The 24,620-nt window shown below is 69.2% G+C and carries 22 protein-coding genes; 15 read left to right on the plus strand and 7 right to left on the minus strand.

What is annotated here, in order from left to right; genetic code table 11:
* The 4 genes from D7Y04_RS23990 (at position 1) to D7Y04_RS24005 (ending at position 4,570) form a co-directional block, all read left to right on the plus strand.
* A complete protein-coding gene (locus tag D7Y04_RS23990) occupies positions 1-966 on the plus strand; it encodes a hypothetical protein (protein ID WP_121760815.1) in 966 nt (321 codons plus the stop codon).
* Positions 967-1,077: 111 nt separating this feature from the next.
* The gene (locus D7Y04_RS23995) at positions 1,078-2,376 is read left to right on the plus strand and encodes an AmpG family muropeptide MFS transporter (protein ID WP_120594299.1); all 1,299 of its coding nucleotides are present in this window, start codon (positions 1,078-1,080) and stop codon (positions 2,374-2,376) included.
* Between the two features lie 142 nt (positions 2,377-2,518).
* Positions 2,519-4,156, plus strand: a complete 1,638-nt coding sequence (gene pgm / locus D7Y04_RS24000) for a phosphoglucomutase (alpha-D-glucose-1,6-bisphosphate-dependent) (protein ID WP_120594292.1) — start codon at positions 2,519-2,521, stop codon at positions 4,154-4,156.
* A gap of 57 nt (positions 4,157-4,213) precedes the next feature.
* The gene (locus D7Y04_RS24005; RefSeq protein WP_121760816.1) at positions 4,214-4,570 is read left to right on the plus strand and encodes a DoxX family protein; all 357 of its coding nucleotides are present in this window, start codon (positions 4,214-4,216) and stop codon (positions 4,568-4,570) included.
* 16 nt (positions 4,571-4,586) lie between these two features.
* Here the strand turns inward: D7Y04_RS24005 and D7Y04_RS24010 are convergent, their stop codons facing one another.
* The gene (locus D7Y04_RS24010; RefSeq protein WP_199749724.1) at positions 4,587-5,456 is read right to left on the minus strand and encodes an SDR family oxidoreductase; all 870 of its coding nucleotides are present in this window, start codon (positions 5,454-5,456) and stop codon (positions 4,587-4,589) included.
* A 410-nt stretch (positions 5,457-5,866) separates the two neighbouring features.
* On the opposite strand from D7Y04_RS24010, the gene rpoZ reads away from it, so the two are divergent.
* Positions 5,867-6,106, plus strand: coding sequence for a DNA-directed RNA polymerase subunit omega (rpoZ, locus tag D7Y04_RS24015; protein WP_120576017.1), 240 nt, complete (start codon positions 5,867-5,869; stop codon positions 6,104-6,106).
* 9 nt (positions 6,107-6,115) lie between these two features.
* Here rpoZ and D7Y04_RS24020 read toward each other — a convergent pair whose 3' ends face one another.
* Genes D7Y04_RS24020 through D7Y04_RS24030 form a run of 3 tightly spaced genes read right to left on the minus strand, consistent with a single transcriptional unit; the run spans position 6,116 to position 7,891 of the window.
* On the minus strand, positions 6,116-6,592 hold the full coding sequence (locus D7Y04_RS24020) for an NUDIX hydrolase (RefSeq protein WP_120576018.1): 477 nt from the start codon (positions 6,590-6,592) through the stop codon (positions 6,116-6,118).
* A 38-nt stretch (positions 6,593-6,630) separates the two neighbouring features.
* Positions 6,631-7,302, minus strand: coding sequence for a hypothetical protein (locus D7Y04_RS24025; RefSeq protein WP_121760817.1), 672 nt, complete (start codon positions 7,300-7,302; stop codon positions 6,631-6,633).
* Positions 7,292-7,891: a hypothetical protein gene (locus D7Y04_RS24030; RefSeq protein WP_121760818.1), complete on the minus strand. Its 600-nt coding sequence runs from the start codon at positions 7,889-7,891 to the stop codon at positions 7,292-7,294. Before D7Y04_RS24030 ends, D7Y04_RS24025 begins: the two co-directional genes overlap by 11 nt.
* Positions 7,892-8,331: 440 nt before the next feature.
* Here D7Y04_RS24030 and groES point away from each other — a divergent pair, with 440 nt between their 5' ends.
* The 6 genes from groES (at position 8,332) to D7Y04_RS24060 (ending at position 14,113) form a co-directional block, all read left to right on the plus strand.
* Positions 8,332-8,622, plus strand: coding sequence for a co-chaperone GroES (gene groES / locus D7Y04_RS24035; protein ID WP_120600169.1), 291 nt, complete (start codon positions 8,332-8,334; stop codon positions 8,620-8,622).
* Positions 8,623-8,669: 47 nt separating this feature from the next.
* Positions 8,670-10,325, plus strand: a complete 1,656-nt coding sequence (gene groL, locus D7Y04_RS24040) for a chaperonin GroEL (RefSeq protein ID WP_121760819.1) — start codon at positions 8,670-8,672, stop codon at positions 10,323-10,325.
* 169 nt (positions 10,326-10,494) lie between these two features.
* Positions 10,495-10,752, plus strand: coding sequence for a glutaredoxin 3 (grxC, locus tag D7Y04_RS24045; RefSeq protein WP_120564118.1), 258 nt, complete (start codon positions 10,495-10,497; stop codon positions 10,750-10,752).
* A 96-nt stretch (positions 10,753-10,848) separates the two neighbouring features.
* The gene (locus D7Y04_RS24050) at positions 10,849-11,274 is read left to right on the plus strand and encodes a hypothetical protein (RefSeq protein WP_120576022.1); all 426 of its coding nucleotides are present in this window, start codon (positions 10,849-10,851) and stop codon (positions 11,272-11,274) included.
* A gap of 200 nt (positions 11,275-11,474) precedes the next feature.
* Positions 11,475-12,857 (plus strand): sigma 54-interacting transcriptional regulator, encoded by a 1,383-nt coding sequence (locus D7Y04_RS24055; protein WP_120576023.1) that lies wholly within the window; start codon positions 11,475-11,477, stop codon positions 12,855-12,857.
* A 47-nt stretch (positions 12,858-12,904) separates the two neighbouring features.
* Positions 12,905-14,113 (plus strand): hypothetical protein, encoded by a 1,209-nt coding sequence (locus D7Y04_RS24060; RefSeq protein ID WP_121760820.1) that lies wholly within the window; start codon positions 12,905-12,907, stop codon positions 14,111-14,113.
* Positions 14,114-14,217: 104 nt separating this feature from the next.
* Here D7Y04_RS24060 and smc read toward each other — a convergent pair whose 3' ends face one another.
* Positions 14,218-17,826, minus strand: coding sequence for a chromosome segregation protein SMC (smc, locus tag D7Y04_RS24065; RefSeq protein ID WP_121760821.1), 3,609 nt, complete (start codon positions 17,824-17,826; stop codon positions 14,218-14,220).
* Between the two features lie 360 nt (positions 17,827-18,186).
* On the opposite strand from smc, the gene D7Y04_RS24070 reads away from it, so the two are divergent.
* On the plus strand, positions 18,187-18,843 hold the full coding sequence (locus tag D7Y04_RS24070) for a hypothetical protein (protein WP_233596786.1): 657 nt from the start codon (positions 18,187-18,189) through the stop codon (positions 18,841-18,843).
* A 4-nt stretch (positions 18,844-18,847) separates the two neighbouring features.
* On the opposite strand, the gene D7Y04_RS24075 is transcribed toward D7Y04_RS24070, so the two are convergent.
* Together D7Y04_RS24075 and D7Y04_RS24080 are read right to left on the minus strand one after the other, a co-directional pair.
* Entirely contained in the window at positions 18,848-20,224 is a 1,377-nt protein-coding gene (locus D7Y04_RS24075; protein WP_121760822.1) for a hemolysin family protein, read from the minus strand.
* A gap of 11 nt (positions 20,225-20,235) precedes the next feature.
* Positions 20,236-21,051, minus strand: coding sequence for a lipopolysaccharide assembly protein LapB (locus tag D7Y04_RS24080; RefSeq protein WP_120564113.1), 816 nt, complete (start codon positions 21,049-21,051; stop codon positions 20,236-20,238).
* A gap of 61 nt (positions 21,052-21,112) precedes the next feature.
* Between D7Y04_RS24080 and D7Y04_RS24085 the strand changes: the two genes are divergently transcribed.
* From D7Y04_RS24085 to prmC, 3 genes are all read left to right on the plus strand, one after another.
* A complete protein-coding gene (locus tag D7Y04_RS24085; RefSeq protein ID WP_121760823.1) occupies positions 21,113-22,369 on the plus strand; it encodes a CapA family protein in 1,257 nt (418 codons plus the stop codon).
* A 283-nt stretch (positions 22,370-22,652) separates the two neighbouring features.
* On the plus strand, positions 22,653-23,744 hold the full coding sequence (gene prfA, locus D7Y04_RS24090; protein ID WP_120598228.1) for a peptide chain release factor 1: 1,092 nt from the start codon (positions 22,653-22,655) through the stop codon (positions 23,742-23,744).
* Complete coding sequence (gene prmC, locus D7Y04_RS24095) at positions 23,741-24,604, plus strand: peptide chain release factor N(5)-glutamine methyltransferase (RefSeq protein ID WP_120598227.1); 864 nt, start codon at positions 23,741-23,743, stop codon at positions 24,602-24,604. The genes prfA and prmC overlap by 4 nt, the downstream gene beginning before the upstream one ends.
* Positions 24,605-24,620: the final 16 nt, after the last annotated feature.

Here is a 24,620-nt window from a genome sequence, read left to right on the forward strand (position 1 = left end):
ATGCGAACCTTTGCCCTGGCCCTCCCCTGTCTCCTCGCGGTCGCGTGCGGCGGCGACTTCTCCAACGACGACCTGGAGTTCCAGAACGCCCTGCCCCAGCGCGAGGACCTGGCCGCGAAGCTCCCGGACTCCGCCCGCGCCGGCCAGAGCCTGGGCACCCGCGCCCAACGGCTGAACGCGTCGCAGGTGCTGGGCGGCACGTCGTCCCTCGCCCTTCAGGCCTACCAGGCGGGCACGCAGTTCAACACCAGCGTGGACGGCCTGCTCTCCCTGCTGGAGCTGTTCCGCAACGCCCCGCCCACCACGCGCGAAACCGACCAGCGCATCTGGGGTCCCTTCCCTTCCGACGACCACCCGGGCCACGAGCTGCGCTTCGTGATGGAGCGCCAGGGCGCCTCCTTCGCGTACCTCCTCCAGTTCCGTCCGCAGGGCGGTGGCGAGGACGCGTGGTGGACCTACCTGCCCGGCACCTTCAAGGCGGACGGCGGCATCCGCAAGGGGACGGGCACGCTCGCGTTGGACCTCAAGGCGTCCCGTGCGCACGGCTTCGACACGGGCGACGCGAAGTCCTTGGACCGGCTGGACATCGACTACCAGACGAAGGCGCTGCCCACGCGCGTGGAGCTGCTCTTCACCGGCGCCGGCGCCGCGACCCCGAACACCCGCTATGCGTCGCGTCAGACGCCCGAGGGCCTGGGGGAGATGGCGTTCCGGTTGCCGAACACGGACCTGATTCCAGGCGGGCTCCTGGAGACGCTGGACATCCTGGCGCGCTGGACGCCGGATGGCCGGGGCGTGCTGGTCCTCAACATCCTGGACGGGGACGCGAAGGGCGCGCAGTACACGGAGTGCTGGGACGCTCGGACGCGCATCACCTTCATGCAGCGCAACTGGGACTTCATCACCCCCACCGAGGGCGACCGCCGCACCTGCCCGGACGTGTCCGCGCTGGACCCGAAGCCCTGAAGAGGCCGCCCGGGCTTAGGGCCGGACAGCAGCCGGGCGGACAGTCCCTGGCCGTTGGAAGGTGACGCGCGGGGTGGATTCTCTATGCTGGCGGCGGTTTCCCGCGCCCCCATGCCCAACTCCTCGCTTCTCACCGTCTTGAAGAGCCGGCGCGTCTGGCTCCTGATGGCCGTCGGCTTCGCGTCCGGCCTCCCCCTGTGGCTGACCGGCGTCACGCTGTCCGCGTGGATGAAGAACGAGGGGGTCAATCTCAAGACGATTGGCATCTTCAGCCTGGTGGCGCTGCCCTACACCTTCAAGGTGCTGTGGGCGCCGCTGATGGACCGCTACACCCTGCCCTTCCTGGGCCGGCGGCGCGGCTGGATGCTGCTCACGCAGGTGCTGCTCATGGGCGCCATCGCCGCAATGGGCCTGGTGAACCCCAAGGACACGCCCATCGCCATGGCGTGCATGGCGGTGGTGGTGACGTTCCTGTCCGCCAGCCAGGACATCGTCGCGGACGCGTGGCGCACGGACATCCTCACCCTGGAGGAGCGCGGGCTGGGCAACTCGCTGTACGTCACCGGCTACCGGCTGGGCATGCTCGTGGCGGGCGGGCTCGCGTTCATCCTGTCGGACCACCTGGGCTGGTCCCAGACTTACTACGTGATGGGCGTGCTCATGGGCGTGGGCGTGGTGGCCACGCTGCTGGCCCCGGAGCCCCAGAGCGTGCGGCCTCCGCGCAACCTGGCGGACGCGGTGGTGCGGCCCTTCGTGGACTACTTCCGCCGCGAGTACGCGCTGGGGGTGCTCGCGTTCCTGGTGCTCTACAAGCTGGGGGACGCCATCGCCGCCAGCATGGTGACGCCCTTCTACATCGAGCTCGGTTTCTCCAACACGGAGATTGGCGCGCTCAGCAAGACGCTGGGCATGGTGGCCACCATCGGCGGCGGCCTGCTGGGCGGCGTGCTGATGGTGAAGCTCAGCATGCGCCGCGCGCTCTTCATCTTCGGCGCCGCGCAGGGCCTCACCAACCTGGCCTTCATGGCGCTGGCACTGGTGGGCAAGAACGACCTGATGCTCGCGGGCACCATCGCCGTGGACAACGTGTGCACGGGCCTGGGCGTCACGGCGTTCGCGGCCTTCATCATGTCGCTGTGCCACAAGAGCTTCAGCGCCACGCAGTACGCGCTCTTGTCCGCGCTGGGCACCATCGCCAACCGGCTCATCGGCTCCGTGTCCGGCTACCTGGCCACGTGGATGGGCTGGCCCACCTTCTTCGCCTTCACCGCCGCGGCGGCCATCCCCGCGCTGGTGCTGCTGACGTTCCTGCCGGAGAACGCCGCCCAGCCGAAGGAGGACGAGCCCCCCGCGCCCGAATCCGTCCCGCCCGCGTCGTCTTCCGCGGCCTCCGTCGCCGTGGCGCGCTGACAGCTTCCGGACACGCGTCCCCGTCCCGACAGCCCGCGCCCCGCCCGCTACTGGACGGAGCGCGTCAAGACGGGTGAGGCGCGCGACAGGGCCACGACTTGGGCTCCCCTCCCAGAGCGCGCGCGGCTAGGGTTGCCTCGACATGGCCCACCCTTCCGCTGGCAAGCCCCTTTCGCGCGACCTGCTGATCAATCCCGAGAAGCTGCGCGCGCAGTACTACGACGACACGCCCGACGCGTCCGTGGCCGAGCAGCGTGTGGCCTTCGGCACCTCCGGTCACCGCGGGAGCGCCGCGCGCCGGAGCTTCAACGAGGCGCACATCCTCGCGGTGGCACAGGCCCTGTGCGAGTACCGCAAGCAGCAGGGCTATGACGGCCCGCTCTTCCTGGGCATGGACACGCACGCCCTCTCCGAGCCCGCCCAGCGCACCACGCTGGAGGTGCTGGCCGCCCACGGCGTGGAGGTCCGCTACACGGACGGCGCCACGCCCACGCCGGTCATCTCCCACGCCATCCTCACGTACAACCGGGGCCGCACGAGCGGGCTCGCGGACGGCATCGTCATCACCCCGTCCCACAACCCGCCTGAGGACGGCGGCATCAAGTACAACCCGCCCAACGGCGGCCCCGCCGACACCAATGTCACGTCGCTGGTGGAGAAGCGCGCCAACGAACTGATGGCCTCGGGCAACAAGGGCGTGCAGCGCGTCCCCTACGAGAAGGCGCGCGCGAGCGCCACGGTGAAGCCGTATGACTTCATCACCCCGTACGTGGCGGACCTGGCGAACGTGGTGGACCTGGACGTCATCCGGGGCGCGAAGCTGAAGCTGGGCGCGGATCCGCTGGGCGGCTCCAACCTCCAGTACTGGGAGCCGATCGCTCGGAAGTACGGCCTGGACCTCACGGTGGTGAACCCCACCGTGGACCCCACCTTCGGCTTCATGCCCGCCGACCATGACGGGAAGATCCGCATGGACTGCTCGTCGCCGTACGCGATGGCGAATCTGGTGAAGCTCAAGGACCAGTACGCGCTCGCGTTCGGCAACGACACGGACTCCGACCGCCACGGCATCGTCACCCGCAGCATGGGGTTGATGAACCCGAACCACTTCCTGGCGGTCGCCATCAACTACCTCTTCCGCAACCGCCCGGGCTGGAAGGCGGACGCGGCGGTGGGCAAGACGCTGGTGAGCAGCAGCCTCATCGACCGCGTGGGCAAGGACCTGGGCCGCCGCGTGGTGGAGGTGCCGGTGGGCTTCAAGTGGTTCGTGGACGGGCTCCTGGACGGCTCGCTGGGCTTCGGCGGCGAGGAGAGCGCGGGCGCGTCCTTCCTGCGCAAGGACGGCACCGTGTGGACCACGGACAAGGACGGCATCATCCTGGACCTGCTCGCGGCGGAAATCCTCGCGCGCACCGGCAAGGACCCCGGCGAGCACTACCAGGAGCTGGCGAAGAAGTTCGGCGCGCCGCTGTACACGCGCATCGACCAGCCAGCCACGTCCGCGCAGAAGGCCGCGCTGAAGAAGCTGTCGCCGGAGGCGGTGAAGGCCACGACGCTCGCGGGCGAGCCCATCCTCCAGCGCCTCACGCGCGCGCCGGGCAACAACGCGGACCTGGGCGGCCTCAAGGTGACGTCGGAGAACGGCTGGTTCGCCGCGCGTCCGTCCGGCACGGAGGATGTGTACAAAATCTACGCGGAGAGCTTCCGCGACCAGGCGCACCTGGACGCCATCGTCCAGGAGGCGCGCGCCATCGTCTCAGAGGCGTTCGCCGGAAAGTAGGCGTGGACTCAGACGCCTCGCGCGGGCTTCGATGCCGCGCGAGGAGCCCCACCACCCATGGAAGTGAAAACCATCCTGCAGTACGTGCTCGCGCTGTTCATGGTCGTGGCGGGGGTGAACCACTTCCTCAAGCCCCGCATGTACATGCGCATCATGCCGCCGTACCTGCCCCGGCCCCGGGAGCTGGTGCTGCTGAGCGGCGTGGCGGAGGTGCTGCTGGGCATCTTCCTGCTGGTGCCCGCCACCACGCGGCTCGCGGCCTGGGGACTGGTCGCGCTGTTCGTGGCGGTGTTCCCCGCGAACATCTACATGGCCCAGCACCCGGAGCAGTTCCGGAAGATTCCTCGGGGCATGCTCTGGGCGCGGCTGCCGCTCCAGGTCGTGCTCATCGCCTGGGCGCTCTGGTACGTCTGAGCGCGCCAGAGCGGCCTCAGCGCCAGAGCGGCGCGTGGTCCTCGATGTACTGGCGCACCGTGCGCGTGGGACGGCCCAGCAGGTAGGTGAGCGTGGGGTCCACCTGCTCCGCCTTCCCGAAGCGAAGCCCCACGTGCATCAGCGTCTGCATTCCCAGATGGCCCCATGACAGCTGGCGCTGGTGCAGGTGGAGCACGTAGCCGGGCACCGACGCGGGCACGTACCGGATGGGCCGGCCCAGCACCTCCGACAGCACGGACGCCACCTCCTCGAAGGACACCGCCTCCAGGCCGGTGAGCGTGAAGGCGCGGTTGCGCAGCGACGTGTCCAGGAGAGCCCGCGCCGCCACCTCACCCACGTCGCGCACGTCCACGAAGGCCACCTTGCCGTGGCCCGCGGGCATGTAGAGCCGGCCGTCCTGGCGGATGTCTTCGCGGTACGCGTCTCCCAGGTTCTGCGCGAAGAACGCCGGGCGCAGCAGCGTCCACCCGACGTTGGAGCGCATCAGGTGCTCCTCCACCGCGTGGTGCGGCGCCCACGCGCGCGTCTCCGCGCCCGCCATGGACAGGAACACCACCTGCTTCACGCCCTGCGTGGCGGCCGCGTCGATGAACGCGTTGAGCGTCTCTTCCGCATGGGCGATGGCCGGCGGATGCATCAGGAACACGCCCCGCACGTTCTCCAGCGCGGGGAGGAACGTCTCCGGCCGCAGGAAGTCCAGCGGCGTCGGCATCACTTCCCCGTCCATCTCCTTGAGCAGCGACACCGTGTGCTCCGGCGACTTCACCGCCGCGCGCACCGCCACCCCTTCGGCCAGGAGCGCGCGCACCACCGCACGCCCCACGTTGCCCGTGGGCCCCGTGACGAGCACCGGCCCACTCACCACGGCCAGCCCTCCGCAACCCGCCGGACACGGCCGGCGCCAGACGACGCTCCTGCGCTCATGCGGAACTCCTCCCACCCACCCGCCACCCCGGAAACCGGCCGGCGACGGGGTGATTTGGACCCACTCTGGCATCCCATTCCCTACTCGTAGAAACGCGCCCGTTCTGATCCGTTGCGGCCTTCGCTCTCAAATTCCGGAGGCTGAGAATGAAGCGTACGTCAGCCAACACCTTCCGTGTGGGAGGGTCGGCTGCCGAGCACACGGCAGGAGGTGGAGGGCGGGCGGGGAGGCGGTGCCCGGCCAGGCACCCGGCGGAGCTTCGGGCCCGCCATCCTTCCTTGACTGATCCGAACCCGCTCTTTAGGTTGAGAGGCTTCCACCGGCTCAGTCAGAGCCAAGAAGGATGTTCCATGGCCCGCGTTACCGTTGAAGACTGCCTTCCCTACGTGGACAACCGGTTCGCGCTGGTGCTCCTGGGCGCCAAGCGCGCGCGCCAGCTGATGGCCGGCGCCCGGCCCATCATCGAGACCTCGAAGAACAAGCCGCCCGTGCTCGCCCTGCGCGAGGTCGCCACCCAGCGCGTGAAGTTCGACCGCGACGTGCGCGAGGCGCTGTCCGGCAAGTACGTGGGCGAAGAAGGCAAGAAGTAGCCTTCCGCCCTACCCCGGCTCCTTCCCCTCCATGGGGGGAGGAGCCCCGGGCGCCAGGCCCTGGGCGCGCATCCACCGCAGCGCCCGGCCGGCGACGGCCTTCTCACCCTTGTAGCCCAGCGCCGGAATCAGCCCCTCGAGCGGCATCCAGCGCACCTCGTCCACCTCCACGCGCGGCCCCGGCAGCGGCCCCAGCTCTCCGGCCTCGTAGCGGAAGAGGAAGAAGTGGACGCGCTTGAAGATGCGCTGCCCCCGGAACTGGTAGACGTAGCGGATCTCCCCCAGGGGCGCGAGCAGCGCCACGGCGGTGAGGCCCGTCTCCTCCTTCACCTCGCGCCGCGCGGTCTGCTCCGGCGTCTCGCCGGGGTCCACGTGGCCCTTGGGCAGCGCCCACAGGTGACGCCCGTGCGGACGGATGACGGCGACCTCCCAGGCTCCGTCCTGGAAGCGGATGACAATGCCTCCTGAGGACGCCTCGCGCGGCATGCCTCCACCCTACCCGATGCAGGCGGCGGCCGGGACCCTCAACCGCCGTGCGCGAAGTGGCGCAGCTTGGCCTCCGCTCCCAACCGGTAGGCATAACGCAGGTCGCCGAGGAGCCGGTCCAACCGCCGGCTCAGGACGTGCCCCATGAGCCGCGCGCAGAAGCGCCGGGACAGCCGGTTCGCCTCCTCGTAGCGCCAGCGCTCCTCCACGGACAGCAGGGGCTGGTACGCGACCTGGTCGAAGAGGCGCCCCAACAGCTCCCGCGCCCACCCGGCCACGCCTTCGCCCCAGCGGTGCATGAGGCACACGACGAACTTGTCCACCTCCGCCTGGGCCTCCAGCTCCAGCAGCGACACCGTGCGCTCGTAGTGCGCCGTGTGCGCGACGTAGAGGAAGTGGCTGACCCCTTCGGTCACCTGGCAGTAGCCGTCCAGGTCGCCCTCCAGCACGGCGCCCAGGGAGCTGCTCGAGTAGCGCTCCATGCGCTCGCGCAGGCCGGGGTCCAGGTAGAGCGCCACCTCCAGTTCGCCCCGGGCCTCCAGCACCAGCAGCTCCTCCGGCGCGCGTCCGGTGCCACCCAGGAGCGCGGCGACCTCCGCGTCCACGACCACGAAGGCCTCCGCGCGGGCCTCGCACCGGAAGCCGTAGATGGCCTCCAGGTGGGCCTGGAGGCGCCCCACGAGCGGGAAGTCCCCGTCGTCAGTTGGCAAGTGGCCCCTTGCGCGGGATCCAGCCCGCGTCCACCAGCACGCGCTCCAGCTTGTCGTTGCCCGTGCGCACCCAGGACTCGTAGACGCGCAGCGCACCCGCGGGCCCCGCGCTCACCAGGCCGCGCGCGCTGATCTCCTCCAGCACCTCCGCGAGCGAGCGGAACTTGTCGCACAGCTCGCGGTACACGCCGGTGAAGCCGCCTGCGGGCACCAGCTCCGCCACCTGCCCGTAGGCCGCGCCGCCCATCTGGATGTAGTAGTCCGGGCCCACCATCCCCTGCTGCAGCGCGCCGGAGAAGAAGCCGACCTTGTAGAGCGACACGTCGCCCAGCCGCCGCAGCGTGCGGATGCGCTCCTCGCGCTCCTGCTGCAGCGAGCGGTGGTACAGCTCCGCCAGCGGCTCGTGGTCCCGCCGGCCCTCCGCGTCACGGCTGAACAGCTTGTCCGTGGCCGCGAACTCCGCCAGCAGGTTCACCAGGTAGAACTCGGTGGACTCGCCCAGCGCCACCCGCTGCCGGGCCGCGACCTCCAAGAGGAGTTCCCGGAAGAACTCCTTCAGCGAGGAAGAGGACGTCACCAGTCCGCTCATCGAGCACACCTCCCGGATGAAGCCTGAAAGGCCTCCGGGCCAGCGCCCGGACCTTCCAGGACACGCTTCCGACAAGCGTAGCCATGTCGCAAGGCGTTAGCAAAACAGACCCAAGTCTTATCAAGCACTTACGCTGGCACTCGTCCGGGGCGAGTGCCAACGTCCGGACACCCCACACGGCCTTGCGGGCAGGTGCGACAAGCGGGAATGTTTTTCGGAAAAGCCCAATCAGGACGGGAGTTTAGCGGCATCCGGACAGATGTCCCGACGTCGCTTGACGAGGTGAAGTCCCTGGTTATTATCCGCCGCGCCTGGGCGTTAGCACTCAGCGGGTGCGAGTGCCAACGCCGGGGCCCACAGGACCTTTTCAATCACCCCTGCGGCATCCCGGTCCGGACCTTCCGTCCGCCTCCGGCAGCCGCGATTCACAGGAGCAAGCCATGAAGATTCGTCCCCTGCAGGATCGGCTCATCATCAAGCGCGTCGCCGAGGAGAACAAGACCAAGGGCGGCCTCTTCATCCCCGATACGGCGAAGGAGAAGCCGCTCGAGGGCAAGGTCGTCGCCGTCGGTAACGGCAAGGTGCTGGAGGACGGCAAGGTGCGCGCCATGGACATCAAGGCCGGCGACACCATCCTCTTCTCCAAGTACGCGGGCACGGAGATCAAGCTGGACGGCGAGGATCACCTGATCCTCCGCGAAGAGGACGTGCTGGGCATCATCGAGAAGTGAAGCCCGCCGTTCGTCTTCCCACTCACAACTTCTAGAGGATTCAGACCATGGCGAAGGACATCATTTTCGAAGTGCGCGCGCGTGACGCCATCCTGCGCGGCGTGAACATCCTGGCCGACGCGGTCAAGGTGACCCTGGGGCCCAAGGGCCGCAACGTCGTCATCGAGAAGAGCTTCGGCTCCCCCACCATCACGAAGGACGGCGTGACGGTGGCGAAGGAAATCGAACTGGAGAACAAGTTCGAGAACATGGGCGCCCAGATGGTCAAGGAGGTTGCCTCCAAGACGTCTGACGTCGCGGGTGACGGCACCACCACGGCCACCGTGCTGGCGCAGGCCATCTTCCGCGAGGGCGCGAAGCTGGTCGCCGCGGGCCACAACCCGATGGACATCAAGCGCGGCATCGACAAGGCCGTCGCCGCCATCATCGCCGAACTGAAGACGCTGGCGAAGCCGACCAAGGGCAACAAGGAGATCGCCCAGGTTGGCACCATCTCCGCGAACGGTGACACCACCATCGGCCAGATCATCGCGGACGCGATGGAGAAGGTCGGCAAGGAGGGCGTCATCACGGTGGAAGAGGCCAAGGGCCTGGACACCACCCTGGACGTCGTCGAGGGCATGCAGTTCGACCGCGGCTACCTGTCCCCGTACTTCGTGACGGATCCGGAGCGCATGGAGGTCGTGCTGAACGACCCCCTCATCCTCATCCACGAGAAGAAGATCTCGTCGATGAAGGACCTGCTCCCCATCCTGGAGCAGGTGGCGCGCGCCGGTAAGCCCCTGCTGATCATCGCCGAGGAGGTCGAGGGCGAGGCCCTGGCCACCCTGGTGGTGAACAAGATCCGCGGCGTGCTGAACGTGGCGGCGGTGAAGGCGCCGGGCTTCGGCGACCGCCGCAAGGCCATGCTGGAGGACATCGCGGTCCTCACCGGCGGCCGGATGATCGCCGAGGACCTGGGCATCAAGCTGGACACGCTGACGCTCCAGGACCTGGGCCGCGCGAAGCGCGTCACCATCGACAAGGACAACACCACGGTCGTCGACGGCGCGGGCAGCCAGTCGGAGATCGAGGCGCGCGTGAAGCAGATCCGCGCCCAGGTCGAGGAGACCTCCAGCGACTACGACCGTGAGAAGCTCCAGGAGCGCCTCGCGAAGCTCGTGGGCGGCGTGGCCGTCATCAACGTGGGCGCCGCGACCGAGACGGAGATGAAGGAGAAGAAGGCCCGCGTGGAAGACGCGCTCAACGCGACCCGCGCGGCCGTGGAAGAGGGCGTCGTTCCTGGCGGCGGCGTGGCGTACATCCGCTGCCTCAAGGCCCTGGAGACCCTGAAGGTCGCCGACGGTGAGAAGTCCGGCGTGGACATCATCCGTCGCTCCGTCGAGGAGCCGCTGCGTCAGATCGTCGGCAACGGCGGCCTGGAGGGCAGCGTGGTGGTGAACAAGGTCAAGGAGGGCACGGGTCCCTTCGGCTTCAACGCCGCCACGGGCGTCTACGAGGACCTGCTGGCCGCGGGCGTCATCGACCCGGCCAAGGTGAGCCGCACCGCGCTGCAGAACGCGGCGTCGGTCGCCTCGCTGATGCTCACCACGGAGGCCATGGTCGCCGAGCGCCCGAAGGCGGACGACGACAAGGGCGGCGGCGGCGGTGGTGGCATGGGCGGGATGGGTGGCATGGGCGGTATGGGCGGCATGGGCATGTAGTCGCCCCACCCGTCCCCAAGCAGTCCAGGGGATGGACTTGATGGCCTCCGGCGCCCACCAGGGTTCCGGGGGCCGTCGTGTTTTCAAGGGACCAGGCACAAGGGAAGGCCCGTGGCCACCCGTGCAACGGCCCCTTAGGTTTGGCATCAAGAGAGCCAGGAGGAATTCCATGAAGCCCGTGAAGATCTACACGACGACCTACTGTGGCTTTTGCGTGCGCGCGAAGGACCTGCTCAAGCGCAAGGGCGTGGCCTACGAAGAGGTGGACGTCACCGGAGACGACGACGCCCGCACGAAGCTGGTGGAGATGAGCGGCGGTCAGCGCACCGTGCCGCAGATCTTCATCGGCGACACGCACGTGGGCGGCTACTCCGACATGGCCGCGCTCGACCGCGAGGGCAAGCTGGACCCCATGCTCCACGCTTGAGCAGCCAGGCGGCCGGGCCCCGTGCCCGGACGCCACCCGCGTTCCCCGTGCCTACCTTCTCCGTCAAGGCATTCACCCCTTCACGGGAGGAACACCATGGCGGGCGGACAGGAAGTCACGGGGACCCGGGATGAACACCACGACCTCATCAGCACGCTCTACCACCTGCTCAAGGGCGCGTCGGTGAGCGCGCAGTACCTGCGCGACGCGGAGGCCGCGGGGGACCAGGAGCTGGCGCAGCTCTTCCGCGACTGGCAGGACGAGCAGCGCAACCTGGCCGAGCGCGCCAAGAACCTGCTGGGCACGCGCATGGTGAACGCGCAGGCCGGCACGGGCCGTGCGGCCACGTCGGGCGCGGAGCCCAAGAGCACGAAGCGCAGGACGAACGCGGAGGTGCCGACGCGCGAGGTGAAGGGCCCCACCAACGCGAGCGTGCGCTCCGGCGGAAGCCCCGGCGACGACGAAGTGGACGAGCAGTCCAAGGAGTCGTTCCCCGCGAGCGACGCACCCTCGAAGTACTGAGGCGGGGGGAAATCCGGAGGGCAGGCCCGACGTCCCTGGTTGGGGCGGCCGGGCCCCTTCTGTCTTCATCTTCAACGGACGTTTCCGCGTCTACTTGTTCCGCTTGCCCCCTGTGTGCAGTCCCCCCTAAAGAGGCGGGATTGAGGGCGACGAGGGGTGTTTTTGCCCCCACGCCCCGTTGCGACCAGGGGTCCGTGACCATGATTGACAGACCGGATGTCACCGAAACCGTCCACGCGGAGCGCGAGGCCCAGGCCACTCGCGTCCCCCTTCACGAGTGGACGGTGGAGGTGGTGGGCGGTCCGGACAAGGGCAAGAAGGTCACCACGCGGGACTCGCTGGTGCGCGCGGGCTCCGACGCCGCGGGCGACCTGGTGCTGAGCGACCCGACGGTGAGCCGCCGTCACCTGGAGGTGGAGCGGCTGCCGCAGGGGCTGCTGCTGCGCGACACCGGCAGCCGCAACGGCACGTTCCTGGACGGGCGCCGCATCATCCAGGCCTTCGTCGCCAGCGGCGACAAGGTGGAGCTGGGCAAGACGAAGCTGGTGGTGAAGGTGGCCGCCCGCGCGACGGAGGTGGAGGTCGCCGGCGCGGAGTCCTTCGGGCAGCTCGTGGGCAGCTCGGAGAAGATGCGCTGGGTCTTCACGGAGCTGCGCCGCATCGCTCGCGAGGACATGAACCTGCTCGTCGAGGGTGAGACGGGCACGGGCAAGGAGCTGGCCGCGCGGGCGGTGCACCAGCACTCGCTGCGCCGCCACGGCGCCTTCAAGGTCGTGGACTGCAACCTCATCTCCGAGGAGAAGGCGGAGCGCGAGCTGTTCGGCGGGCTGCGCGCCGGGGAGAACGAGGACAAGGGCGCGCGCGGCATCTTCGAGGCGGCTCGCGGAGGCACCCTCTTCCTGGACGAGGTGGGCGAGCTGCCCATGTCCGTGCAGGGCAAGCTGTTGCGCGTGCTGGAGACGCGCGAGGTGCCGTCGCTGGACGGGCAGCCGGTGGCGGTGGACGTGCGCGTCATCGCCTCCACGCACCGCAACCTGGAGGAGGACGTGCGCCAGGGCCGCTTCCGCGCGGACCTCTACTTCCGGCTCGCGGTGGCGCGCGTGAAGCTGCCGCCCCTGCGCACCCGCCGCGACGACATCCCCACGCTGTCGCAGGCCCTGTCGCGCGGCATGAAGGCCGCGCTGGAATTGACGCCGCAGACGCTGGCCCTCTTCGAGGGTTACGACTGGCCGGGCAACGTGCGCGAGCTGCGCAACGTGCTGGAGCGCGGCGCGCTGATGCAGGAGACGGGCAACACCAGCTGGCTGGACTTCCTGGCGCACGCGCCCAAGCTCACGGAAGGCACGGAGCCCGCCACCAACGTGGCCGCCATCGTCACCGGCATGCCGTACCACGAAGCGAAGGACCGGGTGCTCGCGGACTTCGAGCGGCTGTACTTCGCGGAAGTGATGCGCGAGGTGGCCTTCGACATGAAGGCCGCGGAGCAGCGCACCGGCCTGTCCATGCAGAGCCTCTACCGCCTGTTGAAGAAGAACGGGCTCCGCCTCAAGGACCTCAAGAACGCCGAGGGCCTGGAGAAGTGAGCGCCCGACCGCAGTCCCAAACACCCCAACCGGGAGAAAGCCTCACCATGCTGAAGCGTCTCGCCGTCGCCTCCGTCATCCTCACCGCCGCCTGTGCCGGCCAGCAGAAGACCGAAGCCCCCGAAGGTCAGAAGCAGATGACCAAGGAAGAGCGGCTGCGCATCACCAACCAGCCCCCGTTCGACCTGGCGACCTGCTTCCCGCACGAGCAGACCCTGCCCACCCCCGCCAACGAGGGTGTCCTCGTGGGCGCGCTCCTGAGCGTCCGTCCGGACGTGCTGGAGTGCCTGGTGGACCCCGCCAACCGCGGCCCCGCGGCCAGCACCAAGGTGATGGTGAAGTCCACCGTCAACGCGCAGGGCGCCACGCACGCCGTCACCGGTGAGAACCTCACCCCGGCCGGCACGGCCTGCATCCAGCAGGTGCTGGACACGCACGTGAAGCCCGCGGCGCTGGCGGCGGACGCGAAGCCGGTGGAGGCCTCGTACGAGTACGACCACGCCACCGCCAACAACCCCTCCGTCACCATGGGCATCAACGAGGGCTCGGACTTCTCCGGCACGGTGCGCCTGGCGCAGAAGAGCTGGTGTGACTGCTTCGCCGGCTTCAAGGCGTCCACGCCGCCGGTGCTGGCCGCCGACATCCACATCGTGAAGGGTCAGCCCAACCCGACGGAGGTCGTCTTCAAGCCCTCCGGCAGCACGGAAGGCGACCAGCTCGCGTCCTGCATGCAGGCGAAGATCGCCGCCATGCCCGCGACGACGACGGGTGAGCTGAAGTTCCCGTTCCGCTTCGTGTTCTTCAACTCGCAGGCCCCGGTGGACGCCTCCGCGACCATGCCGCCGGAGCTGCGCTTCTTCCAGCTGGAGCTGGCGCGCACCCAGACGGCCGCCGCGTCCGCCATCGCCTTCGGCGCGCGCACCAACGCGGCGGACACGTATGACGCCGTCGTGCAGAAGTACACCAAGACGAAGGACTACAGGCTCTTCGACGAGCTGGCCTCCAAGTGCCAGGCGCTGGTGGACTCCGCCGGCAAGTGGGTGGACGCGCTCAAGGCGCAGGAGACGGTGGACCAGACGACCCTGACGCTGGTGCAGCAGCTCAAGGCCCAGAAGGAAGACTGGGCCCCGGTGGAGACCGCCAGCCAGGAGGCCCTGGCCAACACCCAGAAGGACCTCTCCGCCGCCCAGCAGCGTCTGGCCGCGGACCAGGGCGCCTGCCCGAAGAAGAGCTACGCGCCGGCGAAGAAGAAGTAGTCCCTTCGCGGTTGAGTCGCTGAAATGACAACGGGCGCTCCGGAAGAACTTCTCCGGGGCGCCCGTCTTCTTTTCAGCGCTCTGCCCTGCCCCGCCCCGCGCCCTCAAGACGCGGCGGGGACCTTGTCGTCGTTGTGCGCGGAGGCCTCGCGCATCTTCACGCTGACGAGCTTGGAGATGCCGGGCTCCTCCATGGTGACGCCGTAGAGCGTGTCGGCGATCTCCATGGTGCGCTTGTTGTGGGTGATGAGGATGAACTGCGACTGGCTGCTCATCTCCTTCACCATGTCGTTGTAGCGGCCCACGTTGCCCTCATCCAGCGGGGCGTCGACCTCGTCCAGGAGGCAGAAGGGGGTGGGCTTGATGAGGAAGATGCCGAAGATGAGCGCCACGGCGGTGAGGGCCTTCTCGCCACCGGAGAGCAGGTTGACGCTCTGGAGCTTCTTGCCCGGCGGCTGGGCGACAATCTCCACGCCCGGCTCACCGTTGGGGCCCTCCTGCGTGAGGATGAGGCTGGCGCGGCCACCGCCGAACAAGCGCGGGAAGATGGCCTGGAACTTGTCGTTCACCACGTCGAAGGTCTGCTTGAAGCGCTCGCGGCTCGTCGCGTCGATGCGGACGATGGCTTCCTTCAGCTGGCTGATGGACGCCAGGAGGTCCTGACGCTGGGTGGAGAGGAACTCGAAGCGCTTGGACAGCTCCGCGTGCTCGTCGATGGCGGTGAGGTTGATCTCCCCCATCTTCTCCACCTGCGCGCGCAGGTCCTTGAGCTCGCTCTCCACTTCCGGCGAGAGCGGCGCCAGCAGGTGGTAGTTGTGCAGCTCCGTGGCCAGCTCCAGCTGGTAGCGCTCGCGGATGCCGGCGGCCAGGTGCTCCAGCTCCAGGCCAATCTCCTTCTCGCGCAGGGTGATTTGCGACAGGCCCTGCATGAGCTCATCCAACCGGCCGCGCAGCTCGCGGAAGGAGGTGTCCTGCTCGCGCACTTCCGTGGTGGCGGTGGTGTGCGCGGTGCGGCGGGCCTCCAGGGCCTCCGCGCCCACGCGGTGCTCCTCCGCCCGCTGCTCCTTGGTGGACTCCAGCTCCGCGAGCCGGCTCTGCAGCTGCTCCACCTTGGTGCGGCCATCCGTCACCGTGGCCTGCAGGCGGCTGACGCGCGACTCCATGTCCCGGCGCTGCGCCACCAGGCTCTCCAGCTCCTTGCGCGCGGACTCACCGCGCTCGCTGCCGGCGGCCACCTTCACGCGCAGGCCCATCAGGTCCGAGGACGCGGTGTCCGCGCGCTGGCGCAGCCCCTCCAGTTCCCCGGCGTACTGGCGCACGCGCTCCTCGCGAGCCTCGCGGTCCGCCTGGCCGTGGGCCACCTCGCCGCGGCTGGACTCCTCCTCGTTGGCGAGCGCGGTGTGGCTCTGAGACAGCTGGCCCTCCTCGCCCTCCAGCGAGCGCAGCCGCTCGCGCACCCGGGCCAGGTCCTCGCTCGCCTTGTGGAGGTCCTTCTCCTGGCTGGCCAGGTTGACCTCCTCCGCGTGCTGCTCCTTGCCCAGGCCCTTGAGGACGGCCTCCGCCTGCCCCATCTGCTTCTGGAGCGTGTAGTGGCGGGTCAGAATCTCGTTGTAGCGCTCCTCCACCCGGGCCACTTCGGTGGCCAGCTCGGCGATTTCGCGCTTCTTCTGGAGCGCGCCCACCGCCGCGCCCTCGCGCTCACCGCCGGTGATGGAGCCGTCCGCGCGGAACACCTCGCCGTCCAGCGTGACGAGCGTGACGGGCACGGGGGTGGTTTCCGCGTACTCGCTCGCGGCGGCCAGGTCCTGGACGATGACCACGTCACCCAGGAGCAGCTTGAGCACCGGCTCCAGCGCGGGCTCGCAGGACACTTCCTTGAGCGCGTGCGCCAGGACGCCCGGGCGCGAGAGGTCCGGCTCCACGTAGGCCCGGGCCTGCTCGCCGGAGGGCAGCGGCAGGAAGGTGCCGCGCCCTTCGGCGTGGCCCTTCAGGTACTCCACCAGCTCCACGCCCTTCTCGCGGCTGTCCACGATGACGTGCTGGAGCCGCTCGCCCAGGGCGGCCTCCACCGCGCGCTCGTAGCGCGCCGAATTCACCGTGAGGACGTCCGCCACCAGGCCGAAGATGCCCTGCTCGCGAGCGGCCTCCGCGGCGCGAACCATGACGGCGCGCACGCCCCGGTCGAAGCCGTCGTAGTTCTTCTGGATGTCCTCCAGGGAGGACAGGCGGCTGCGCTTGTCGCTCAGCTCCTCGCGCAGCGCGATGACCTGGACCTCGTTCTCCGTGAAGGCCTCGCGCGTGCGGGTGAGGGCCTCTTCTTCCTGGCCCCGGCGCTCGGCCAATTCGGAGGCCAGGTGGCGCGTGTCCTCCACGTGCCTGGCCGCCTGGGTGCGCACGGTGTCCAGTTCCTGCTCCTGGACGCGCAGGGCCTCCAGCTCACCGCCCAGCTTCGCGCGGCGCGCCTCCAGGTCCGTGCGCTGACGCGCGAGGTTCACCAGGTTGCTCTCGTGGTTCGCCAGGCGCGTGGCCACGGCGACCAGCCCGGCCCGCTCCTGCTCCAGGCGCAGGGAGATTTCCGTCTGGAGCACGGAGACGCGGCGCTGCTCCTCCAGGGCCACCGCCATGGCCACTTCGTCTTCCTTGTACGAGCCGGCGATGCCCGACAGCTCCGACTCGCGGGCCGTCATGGTCCGCACGACCTCGGCCTGCCGCGCGAGCAGCGCGTCCAGCTCCGCCTGCGCGGACTCCACGCGCGTGCCGGTTTCCTCGAAGTCGCGGCGGCCGTAGGACAGCTCCTGCGCCTCGCGCTGCAGGGCGCTCTCCAGCGCGTGCACCTCTCCGGCGTACTGCTGGAGGGCCGCCCCTTCCGCGTCCAGCTCCGCGCGGCGCCGGGTGATGACCTCCTCCAGCTCCTTCACCTTGTCCAGGCCCTCGCGCTCCTCGCCGCCCAGGTTCTCCAGGCGCGACTGGAGCACGCGCTTCTCCGCCATCAGCTCCAGCGAGCGGTGGCTGGTGGAGTGCAAATCAATCTCCCGCATGCGCCCCTTGAGCTTGCGGTACTTCTCCGCCTTCTTCGCCTGGCGCGACAGCGTGTCGAGCCGCTTCTCCAGCTCGCCCGTGATGTCGTTGACGCGCAGGAGGTTGGCCTCGGTGGCCTCCATCTTGCGCTCGGCGGCCTTGCGGCGGGCCTTGTACTTGGTGACGCCCGCGGCCTCCTCCAGCAGGTGCCGGCGGTCCTCCGGCTTGCTGGAGACGATGAGGCCCACGCGGCCCTGCTCGATGATGGAGTAGGCCTTGGTGCCCACGCCCGTGCCGAGGAACAGCTCGGTGATGTCCAGCAGGCGGCAGAGGGTCTTGTTGATGAGGTACTCGGAGTCGCCGTTGCGGAACAGGCGCCGCGTCACGGTGATCTCACTGAAGCCCTGGTACTGCGGCGCCAGCGTGTCCGTGTCGTCCACGAGGAAGGTGAGCGACACCTCCGCCATGGACAGGGGCGGCTTGTTCTCCGAGCCGTTGAAGATGACGTCTTCCATGCCGCGGCCGCGCAGGTTCTTCGCGCTCTGCTCGCCCATCACCCAGCGGATGGCGTCCACGACGTTGGATTTGCCACACCCATTGGGGCCGACGACCCCGGTGACGCCCTCGTCGAAGGAGAAGACGCTCCGCTCCATGAACGACTTGAAGCCGGTGATGTCCAGGCGCTTGATTCGCATGCCAGCGGGCTCCCTACAGGCCGACGGTGAGACGGGGTGAAAACGCGCGCGGGGCCGGAAAATCGGCTCCGCAGCGTTTGGCAGGAGTACCAACGCACCCCGCCCCGGATCAAGCGTGACCATGCCACGCATGACCCTATGTGCAGTGCTACAGGCCGGTGTGCGAGCTGCCTTGCACCACCCTTGCAAAGCAACCGACCCACCCTACCTTCCTCTTGATCTTTCTGGAGGCGTCCTACGTTTCAGCCCTTGCTCGCCATGTCGCTCCTCGTCGGTGCGTCCCCGACGTCCCAGGTAGCACCCCGGTCTGACATGGTCGTGGCGGCGGCGCCGGCCCCCTGTCCGAACCCCTGGTTTCCCATGGAGGAAGGCCTGTCGCTGACCTACCGGGCGGGCCGCTCGTCGGAGCTGGTGCTGGCGACGAAGGACGTGGCCCCTGCCGCGGACGGGACGGTGAAGGCCACGCTGGCGGTGAGCCTCAAGGGGCGCAGCGGCCAGACGGACCTGACCTGCGACTCCGAAGGCGTCCGCACGGGCCTGGGCGGCCTGGAGGGCACGCTCCTGTCCGCGTCCGGCATGGACGTTCAAGTCGTCAACGCGGAGGGCGCGGCCGTGCCGGCGCCGTCCGTGATGGTCCTCGGGGGCACCTGGAAGAACAGCCTGTCGGTGAAGCTGCAGCCGCCGGCCAGGAAGGGCGGCCTGCGCCCCATCATCGCCACGACCTTCGACAAGGAGGCCACGGTGGTGGGCGAGGAGGAGGTCACCGTCGCGGCGGGCACCTTCAAGGCGCTGAAGATCAAGAACATCACCACGGCCCGCGCCAGCCGCCCCGGCTCGGAGGGGCGCTCCATGGAGAGCTTCATGTGGTTCGCGCCGGACGTGGGCATCGTGAAGCTGACCACGGACGGAGAGACGAACCTGGAGCTGCTCAAGGTGGACCGGCCGAACGCCAAGGTGAAGCCGGCGGCCATCCAGGGCGGCGCGAAGAAGAAGGCCGTGAAGCCCACCAAGAGCTAGCGCTTCACCCCGTCTCGCCGGAGGGCACGGGCGGCTCCGCGGGGCGGCTGCCGTCCTTGGGCACCGCCGTGGGGCGCGACTGCGGCTCCACCGTGACGCGCACCACGCGGGGGCCGTCCACCTCCTCCACGAGGATGCGCCACATGTCGAGCTTGAGGCTGTCGCCCTTCTCCGGCACCCGGCCCAGCTTCGTCATCAGGTAGCCGGCGATGGTCGTCACCTCGCCCTTCTCGTCGTCGCTCAGGTCGAAGGTGACGTCCAGCTGGGCCTCCAGGTCGTCCAGCTGCGCGGTGCCGGGCAGCTCGAAGCGGCCTCCTGGCAGCGCCCGGACCTCCTCCACGCGCCGGCCCAGCTCCGCCACGTCGCCCACCACCTCCGCCACCACGTCCGCGATGGTCACGAGCCCGGACGTGCCGCCGTGCTCGTCCACCACCATGGCGATCTGCCGGCGCCGGCGGCGGAACTCCGTCAGCAACTGCTCCAGCGTCGCGTTCTCCGGGATGAAGAGCACCGGGCGCTGCACCTGCGACAGGCTGCGCAGCTCGCCGCGCGACAGGAGGAAGAACAGGTCCTTCACGTTCACCACGCCCTCGACCTCGTCGAGGTTGCCCCGGCACACCGGCAGCCACGTGTGCCCGGACGCCCGCGCGTCGATGACGTTCCGGTCCAGCGCCTCCTCCACGTCCAGGTAGCGCATCTGGTTGCGGGGAACCATCACCTGCCGCGCCGTCTTCTGCGCCATCTCCAGCGCGCGCTCCAGCAGCTCCGCCCGCGCCGTGGTGATGGCGCCGGCCTGCGCGGAGCTGTGCAGGATGACGCGCAGCTCGTCCTCGTTCGTCGCCTCGTGCGACTCACTGGCGGAGTGCAGGCCGAAGGCCTTGAGCACCAGCCCCGCCAGCCAGTTGAGCAGCCGGATGGCCGGGTAGAAGAGGAAGTAGAACGCGCGCATGGGCAGCGCCACCGCGAGCGTCGTCTGCTCCGCGCGCTGGATGGCGACGCTCTTGGGCGCCAGCTCCCCCATCACGATGTGCAGGAACGTGATGATGCTGAAGCCAATGATGCCCGCCGCGGTGGAGCCGTACTTCGCCGCCATCGCCTCCGGCAGCACCTTCTCCACCACCGGGTGCAGCAGGTGTTCGAACGCGGGCTCACCCAGCCAGCCCAGGCCCAGCGACGCGAGCGTGATGCCGAACTGCGTGGCGGACAGGTACGCGTCCAGCTCGCTGACCATCTTGAGGGCCGTGGACGCGCCGGGCGTGCCCTCGTCCACCAGGGACTGCAGGCGCGTGGCGCGGATCTTCACGATGGCGAACTCCGTCGCCACGAAGAAACCGTTCGCGACGACCAGCAGCAGCGCCAGCCCCAGGAAAACCCATTCCATGTGTGATTCCCTCAGAAGAGGGCTTCGAAGTCCGGATCGCCCTTGAGCACGTCGAACATGGGGTCCGCGGACAGCCACCCCAGGACCTTCTGCCGGTCCGCCGCCAGCGCCTTCTGCAGGTACTGGACTGCGTCCTTCGGACGGCCCCACAGCGCGTACAGCGCCGCCAGGTTGTAGTTGAGCAGGAGGTCTTCCGCGTTGAGCGCCCGGGCGCGCTCGTAGGCGCGCTCCGCTTCCGCGTAGAAGCCCTTCTGGGCGTAGCAGATGCCCAGGTCCAGCTGCGCCTCGAAGTTGTCCGGCTCCAGCCGCACCACTTCCTTCAGCTGGGTGATGGAGGAGCGGTAGTCCCCCTCGTCCATCATCAGCGCCGCCAGCTCGTGCCGGGGGAAGGCGTCCTGCGGGTCCAGCTCGATGGCGGCCTGCAGCTCCCGCATCGCCTCCTCCACCCGCCCCTGGTCCGCGTAGGTGAGCCCCAGGTTCAAGTGGGCGTCCGGGTACTCCGGATCCAGCTCGATGGCTTCCTTGTACTCCTCCACGGCCATCTCGCTGGCGTGGGTGGAGAGGAAGCAGGCCAGGTTGTAGTGCGCGGTGGCGCTCTCCGGCTCCAGCTTGAGCGCGGTGAGGTACTCGCCCAGCGCCTCGCGGAACTGCTTCTTCTCCGCGTAGACCGTGGCCAGGTTGTCGTGCGCGTGCGCCGACGTGGGGTCCAGGTCGATGGCCTTCTTGAACTCCTTGATGGCCTCGTCCAGCCAGCCCCGGTCCGCCAGCTCGATGCCGCGGGTGTTGTGCTCATCGGACAGAGCGATGTTGTCCTTTTCCCGGGCCATGGGCGCGCGGCAATCTACGCGTCGCGCGTTTCCCCGTGCAAGGTAGAGTTTCCCCTTGCCCATGCGCCACGCCGCCCTGCTGCTCCTGCTGTCGCTTTCCGCCTGCCATCCCCGCCCCGTGACGCCCGCCTCCCCTCCCCCGGGGCTGGAGCCCACCGCGGCCACGGAATCCCCGCCCCCCGAGGCCGCTTCCACCCCTCCGGCCGGGTCCGATACCGGACATCCCGCTGGCCAGCCGACCCCTCCAGCCCCCGCCCGCCCGGTGACCCTGGTGGTGGGCGGCGACGTGACGGTGGGCTACCACTACGAGGAGTACTTCGATGATCAGGTGGCCAAGGGGAGGACGCGCGAGGAGATGTTCGCGTACGGCTTCCGCGAGGTGATGCCCATCGTTGACTCCGGCGACCTGTTCGTCGTGAACCTGGAGTGCCCGTACACGGACAGCACGGTGAAGCTGCCCAAGAACTTCAACTTCCGCGCTCGGCCGGAGCTGGTGAACGTGCTCACCGCGGGCCGGGTGGGCGTGGTGAGCCTGGCCAACAACCACCTGATGGACTACGGCGCGCAGGGGCTGCTGGACACCCTCACCTCCCTGGAGGCCGCGCGCATCCCCTACTTCGGGGCCGGCCGGACCCTGGCGGAGGCGCGCCGCCCGGCCGTGCTCACCGTGGGGGGCCTGCGCGTGGCGTTCCTGGGCTACTTCTTCCTGGGCACGCGCAACATCGAACCCCGGGAGGTCTACGCCACGGACACCACGCCGGGTGTGGCTGGGCACTTCTCCGACGTGGAGGTGATGGAGCGGATGCTGCGCGAGGACATCGCCGCGGCGAAGGCCCAGGCGGACCTGGTGCTGCCCTTCTTCCACTGGGGCATCGAGGGCAACACCACCCCGGAGCCGTACCAGGTCCGGCTGGCGCACGCGGCCATCGACGCGGGGGCGGCGGGGGTGCTGGGCAGCCACCCGCACGTGCTCCAGTCCATGGAGCTGTACCAGGGCAAGCCGGTGCTCTACTCGCTGGGCAACTTCGTGTTCGGCGGGAACTGGAACCCCCGGGACAAGCGCAGCGTCCTGTGGCGGGCGCGCTTCGACTCCACGGGTTATCTCTCCAGTGACGTGCTACCCCTCAGGACCGACCGCTACCCCGAGTTCCCCGTCCAGCCGGTGCCCGTCACGGGTGCCGAGGCCGAGGGGGTGATGACGCTGCTGCGCACCGCGTCGCAGGGGACGCCGGGGCTGGAGCGGATGCTCCCCGCGTTGGAAGCCGGGGGAGCAGGGAGCCAGCCGCCCCCCTCCTCCAGTGTGAGAGGGGGGCAGTAGCTTCCAGGACTACTTGTTGTTGCGCTGGCCGCGCTTGAAGCGCGTGCGGCGGCGCTTCAGCTGCGCCTTCCGGGTCTTGGCGCGGTTCTTCAGCTTCTTCTTGGAACGATTCCCCTTCTGTGCGGCCATGTGAAGGACTCCGTGTTGAGCGTGATTCAAGCCGCACCGGGCGGCAACGGGGGCCGTTCTTACATGCCGCTGCCCATACGGCCAAGGTTTTCCTTGACGCCCTCGGCCCTTGCCACGGGGCGCCCAACGGGGCAAGACGCCCCGGGAACCACGCATGATTGACAAATTGGAAGAGGTCGAGCGCCGCTTCGAGCGGCTCACGGCCGACCTGTCGAACCCCGATATCCTCGCCGACACGGCGAAGCTCCAGAAGGTGTCCAAGGAGCGCGCCGGGCTGGAGAGGCTCGTCGAGACCTTCCGCGGCTACCGCAAGGTGCTGGCGGACCTGTCGGAGGTGGAGGCGTGGCTGTCCAGCTCCGACCCCGACGAGAAGGCCTACGCCAAGGAGTCCCTGCCGGGCCTCAAGGAACAGCGCGAGGAGCAGGAAGCCGCGCTGAAGATCCTCCTGCTGCCCAAGGATCCCAATGACGAGAAGAACGTCATCCTGGAGATCCGCGCGGGCGCGGGCGGCGACGAGGCGGCCCTCTTCGCCGAAGAGGTCATGCAGATGTACCTGCGCTACGCGGACCGCAAGGGATGGAAGGCGGACATCCTGGACATGAGCGCGGGCAACGCGGGCGGCGTGAAGGACGCCACGGTGACGCTCTCCGGGGACGCCGTGTTCAGCCAGCTCAAGTACGAGTCCGGCGTCCACCGCGTCCAGCGCGTGCCGGCCACGGAGACGCAAGGGCGCATCCACACCTCCACCATCACCGTGTCGGTGATGCCGGAGGCGGAGGACGTGGACGTGCAGATCAACCCCGCGGACATCGAGATGCAGGTGATGCGCTCCACGGGCGCCGGTGGCCAGAGCGTCAACACCACGGACTCCGCGGTGCGCCTCATCCACAAGCCGTCCGGCATCGTGGTGAAGTGCCAGCAGGAGAAGAGCCAGGGGAAGAACCGCGCCATGGCCCTGCGCATGCTGCGCGCGAAGCTCTACGACATGGAGCAGGAGCGCATCCGCAACGAGCGCGACTCCATGCGCCGCGGCCAGGTGGGCACGGGCGACCGCAGCGAGAAGATCCGCACCTACAACTTCCCGCAGGACCGGCTCACCGACCACCGCATCGGCCTCACCGTGCACAACCTGCCGGCCATCATGGTGGGCAACGTGGACGAAGTGATTACCGCCTGCCGCACCCACTACCAGGCCGAAGCCCTCAAGGCGCAGACGGGCGGCGGGCGTCCCGCCAGCGAAGCATGAGCGACGTCTGGACCATCCGTCGGCTCCTCACCTGGACGACGGGGCACTTCGAGAAGCGCGGGGTGGATGCGCCCCGGCTCACGACGGAAATCCTGCTCGCGCACGTGCTCAAGACGGGCCGGGTGCGCCTGTACGTGGACCTGGACCGGCCGCTGGATAAGGACGAGCTGGCCGCCTTCAAGGCGCTCATCGAGCGCCGGATGGCGGGCGAGCCCACGAACTACCTGACGGGCACGAAGGAGTTCTACAACCGCCCGTTCAAGGTGGACGCGCGCGTGCTCATCCCCCGGCCGGAGACGGAGCTGCTGGTGGAGGCGGTGCTGCACTCGGTGCCGAAGGACGCGCCCAGCCGCGTGCTGGACGTGTGCACGGGGTCGGGCTGCATCGCCATCAGCGTGGCGGCGGAGCGCCCCCAGGCGACGGTGCTGGCCACGGACCTGTCCAAGGACGCGTGCGCACTGGCCCGTGAGAACGCGCAGGCCCTGGGCGTAGCCGAGCGCGTGAGCGTGCTGGAGGGCGACCTGTTCTCTCCCCTGCCCCCGGACGCGACGTTCCGGGTGGTGGTGTCGAACCCGCCGTACATCGACTCGGGCGACATCGCCGGGCTGTCCGCCGAGGTGCGGCGCGAGCCCCGGCTGGCGCTCGACGGCGGGCCGGACGGACTGGTCGCGCTGCGGCGGGTGATTGAGGGCGCCCGGCGGGTGCTGGAGCCTGGCGGATTGCTTGCATTGGAGATGGGTGAGACCCAGGGAAGCGCCGTCCTGGAGCTCCTGCGGGCCGCGGGCTACTCCGACGCGCGCGTGGAGAAGGACCTGGAACGGCGTGAACGCATGGCGTTCGGGACACAGCCCGCGGCCTGACGGCCACGGGACACGC

Source organism: Corallococcus sp. AB038B (genome assembly GCF_003668955.1).
Taxonomy (GTDB): domain Bacteria; phylum Myxococcota; class Myxococcia; order Myxococcales; family Myxococcaceae; genus Corallococcus; species Corallococcus exiguus.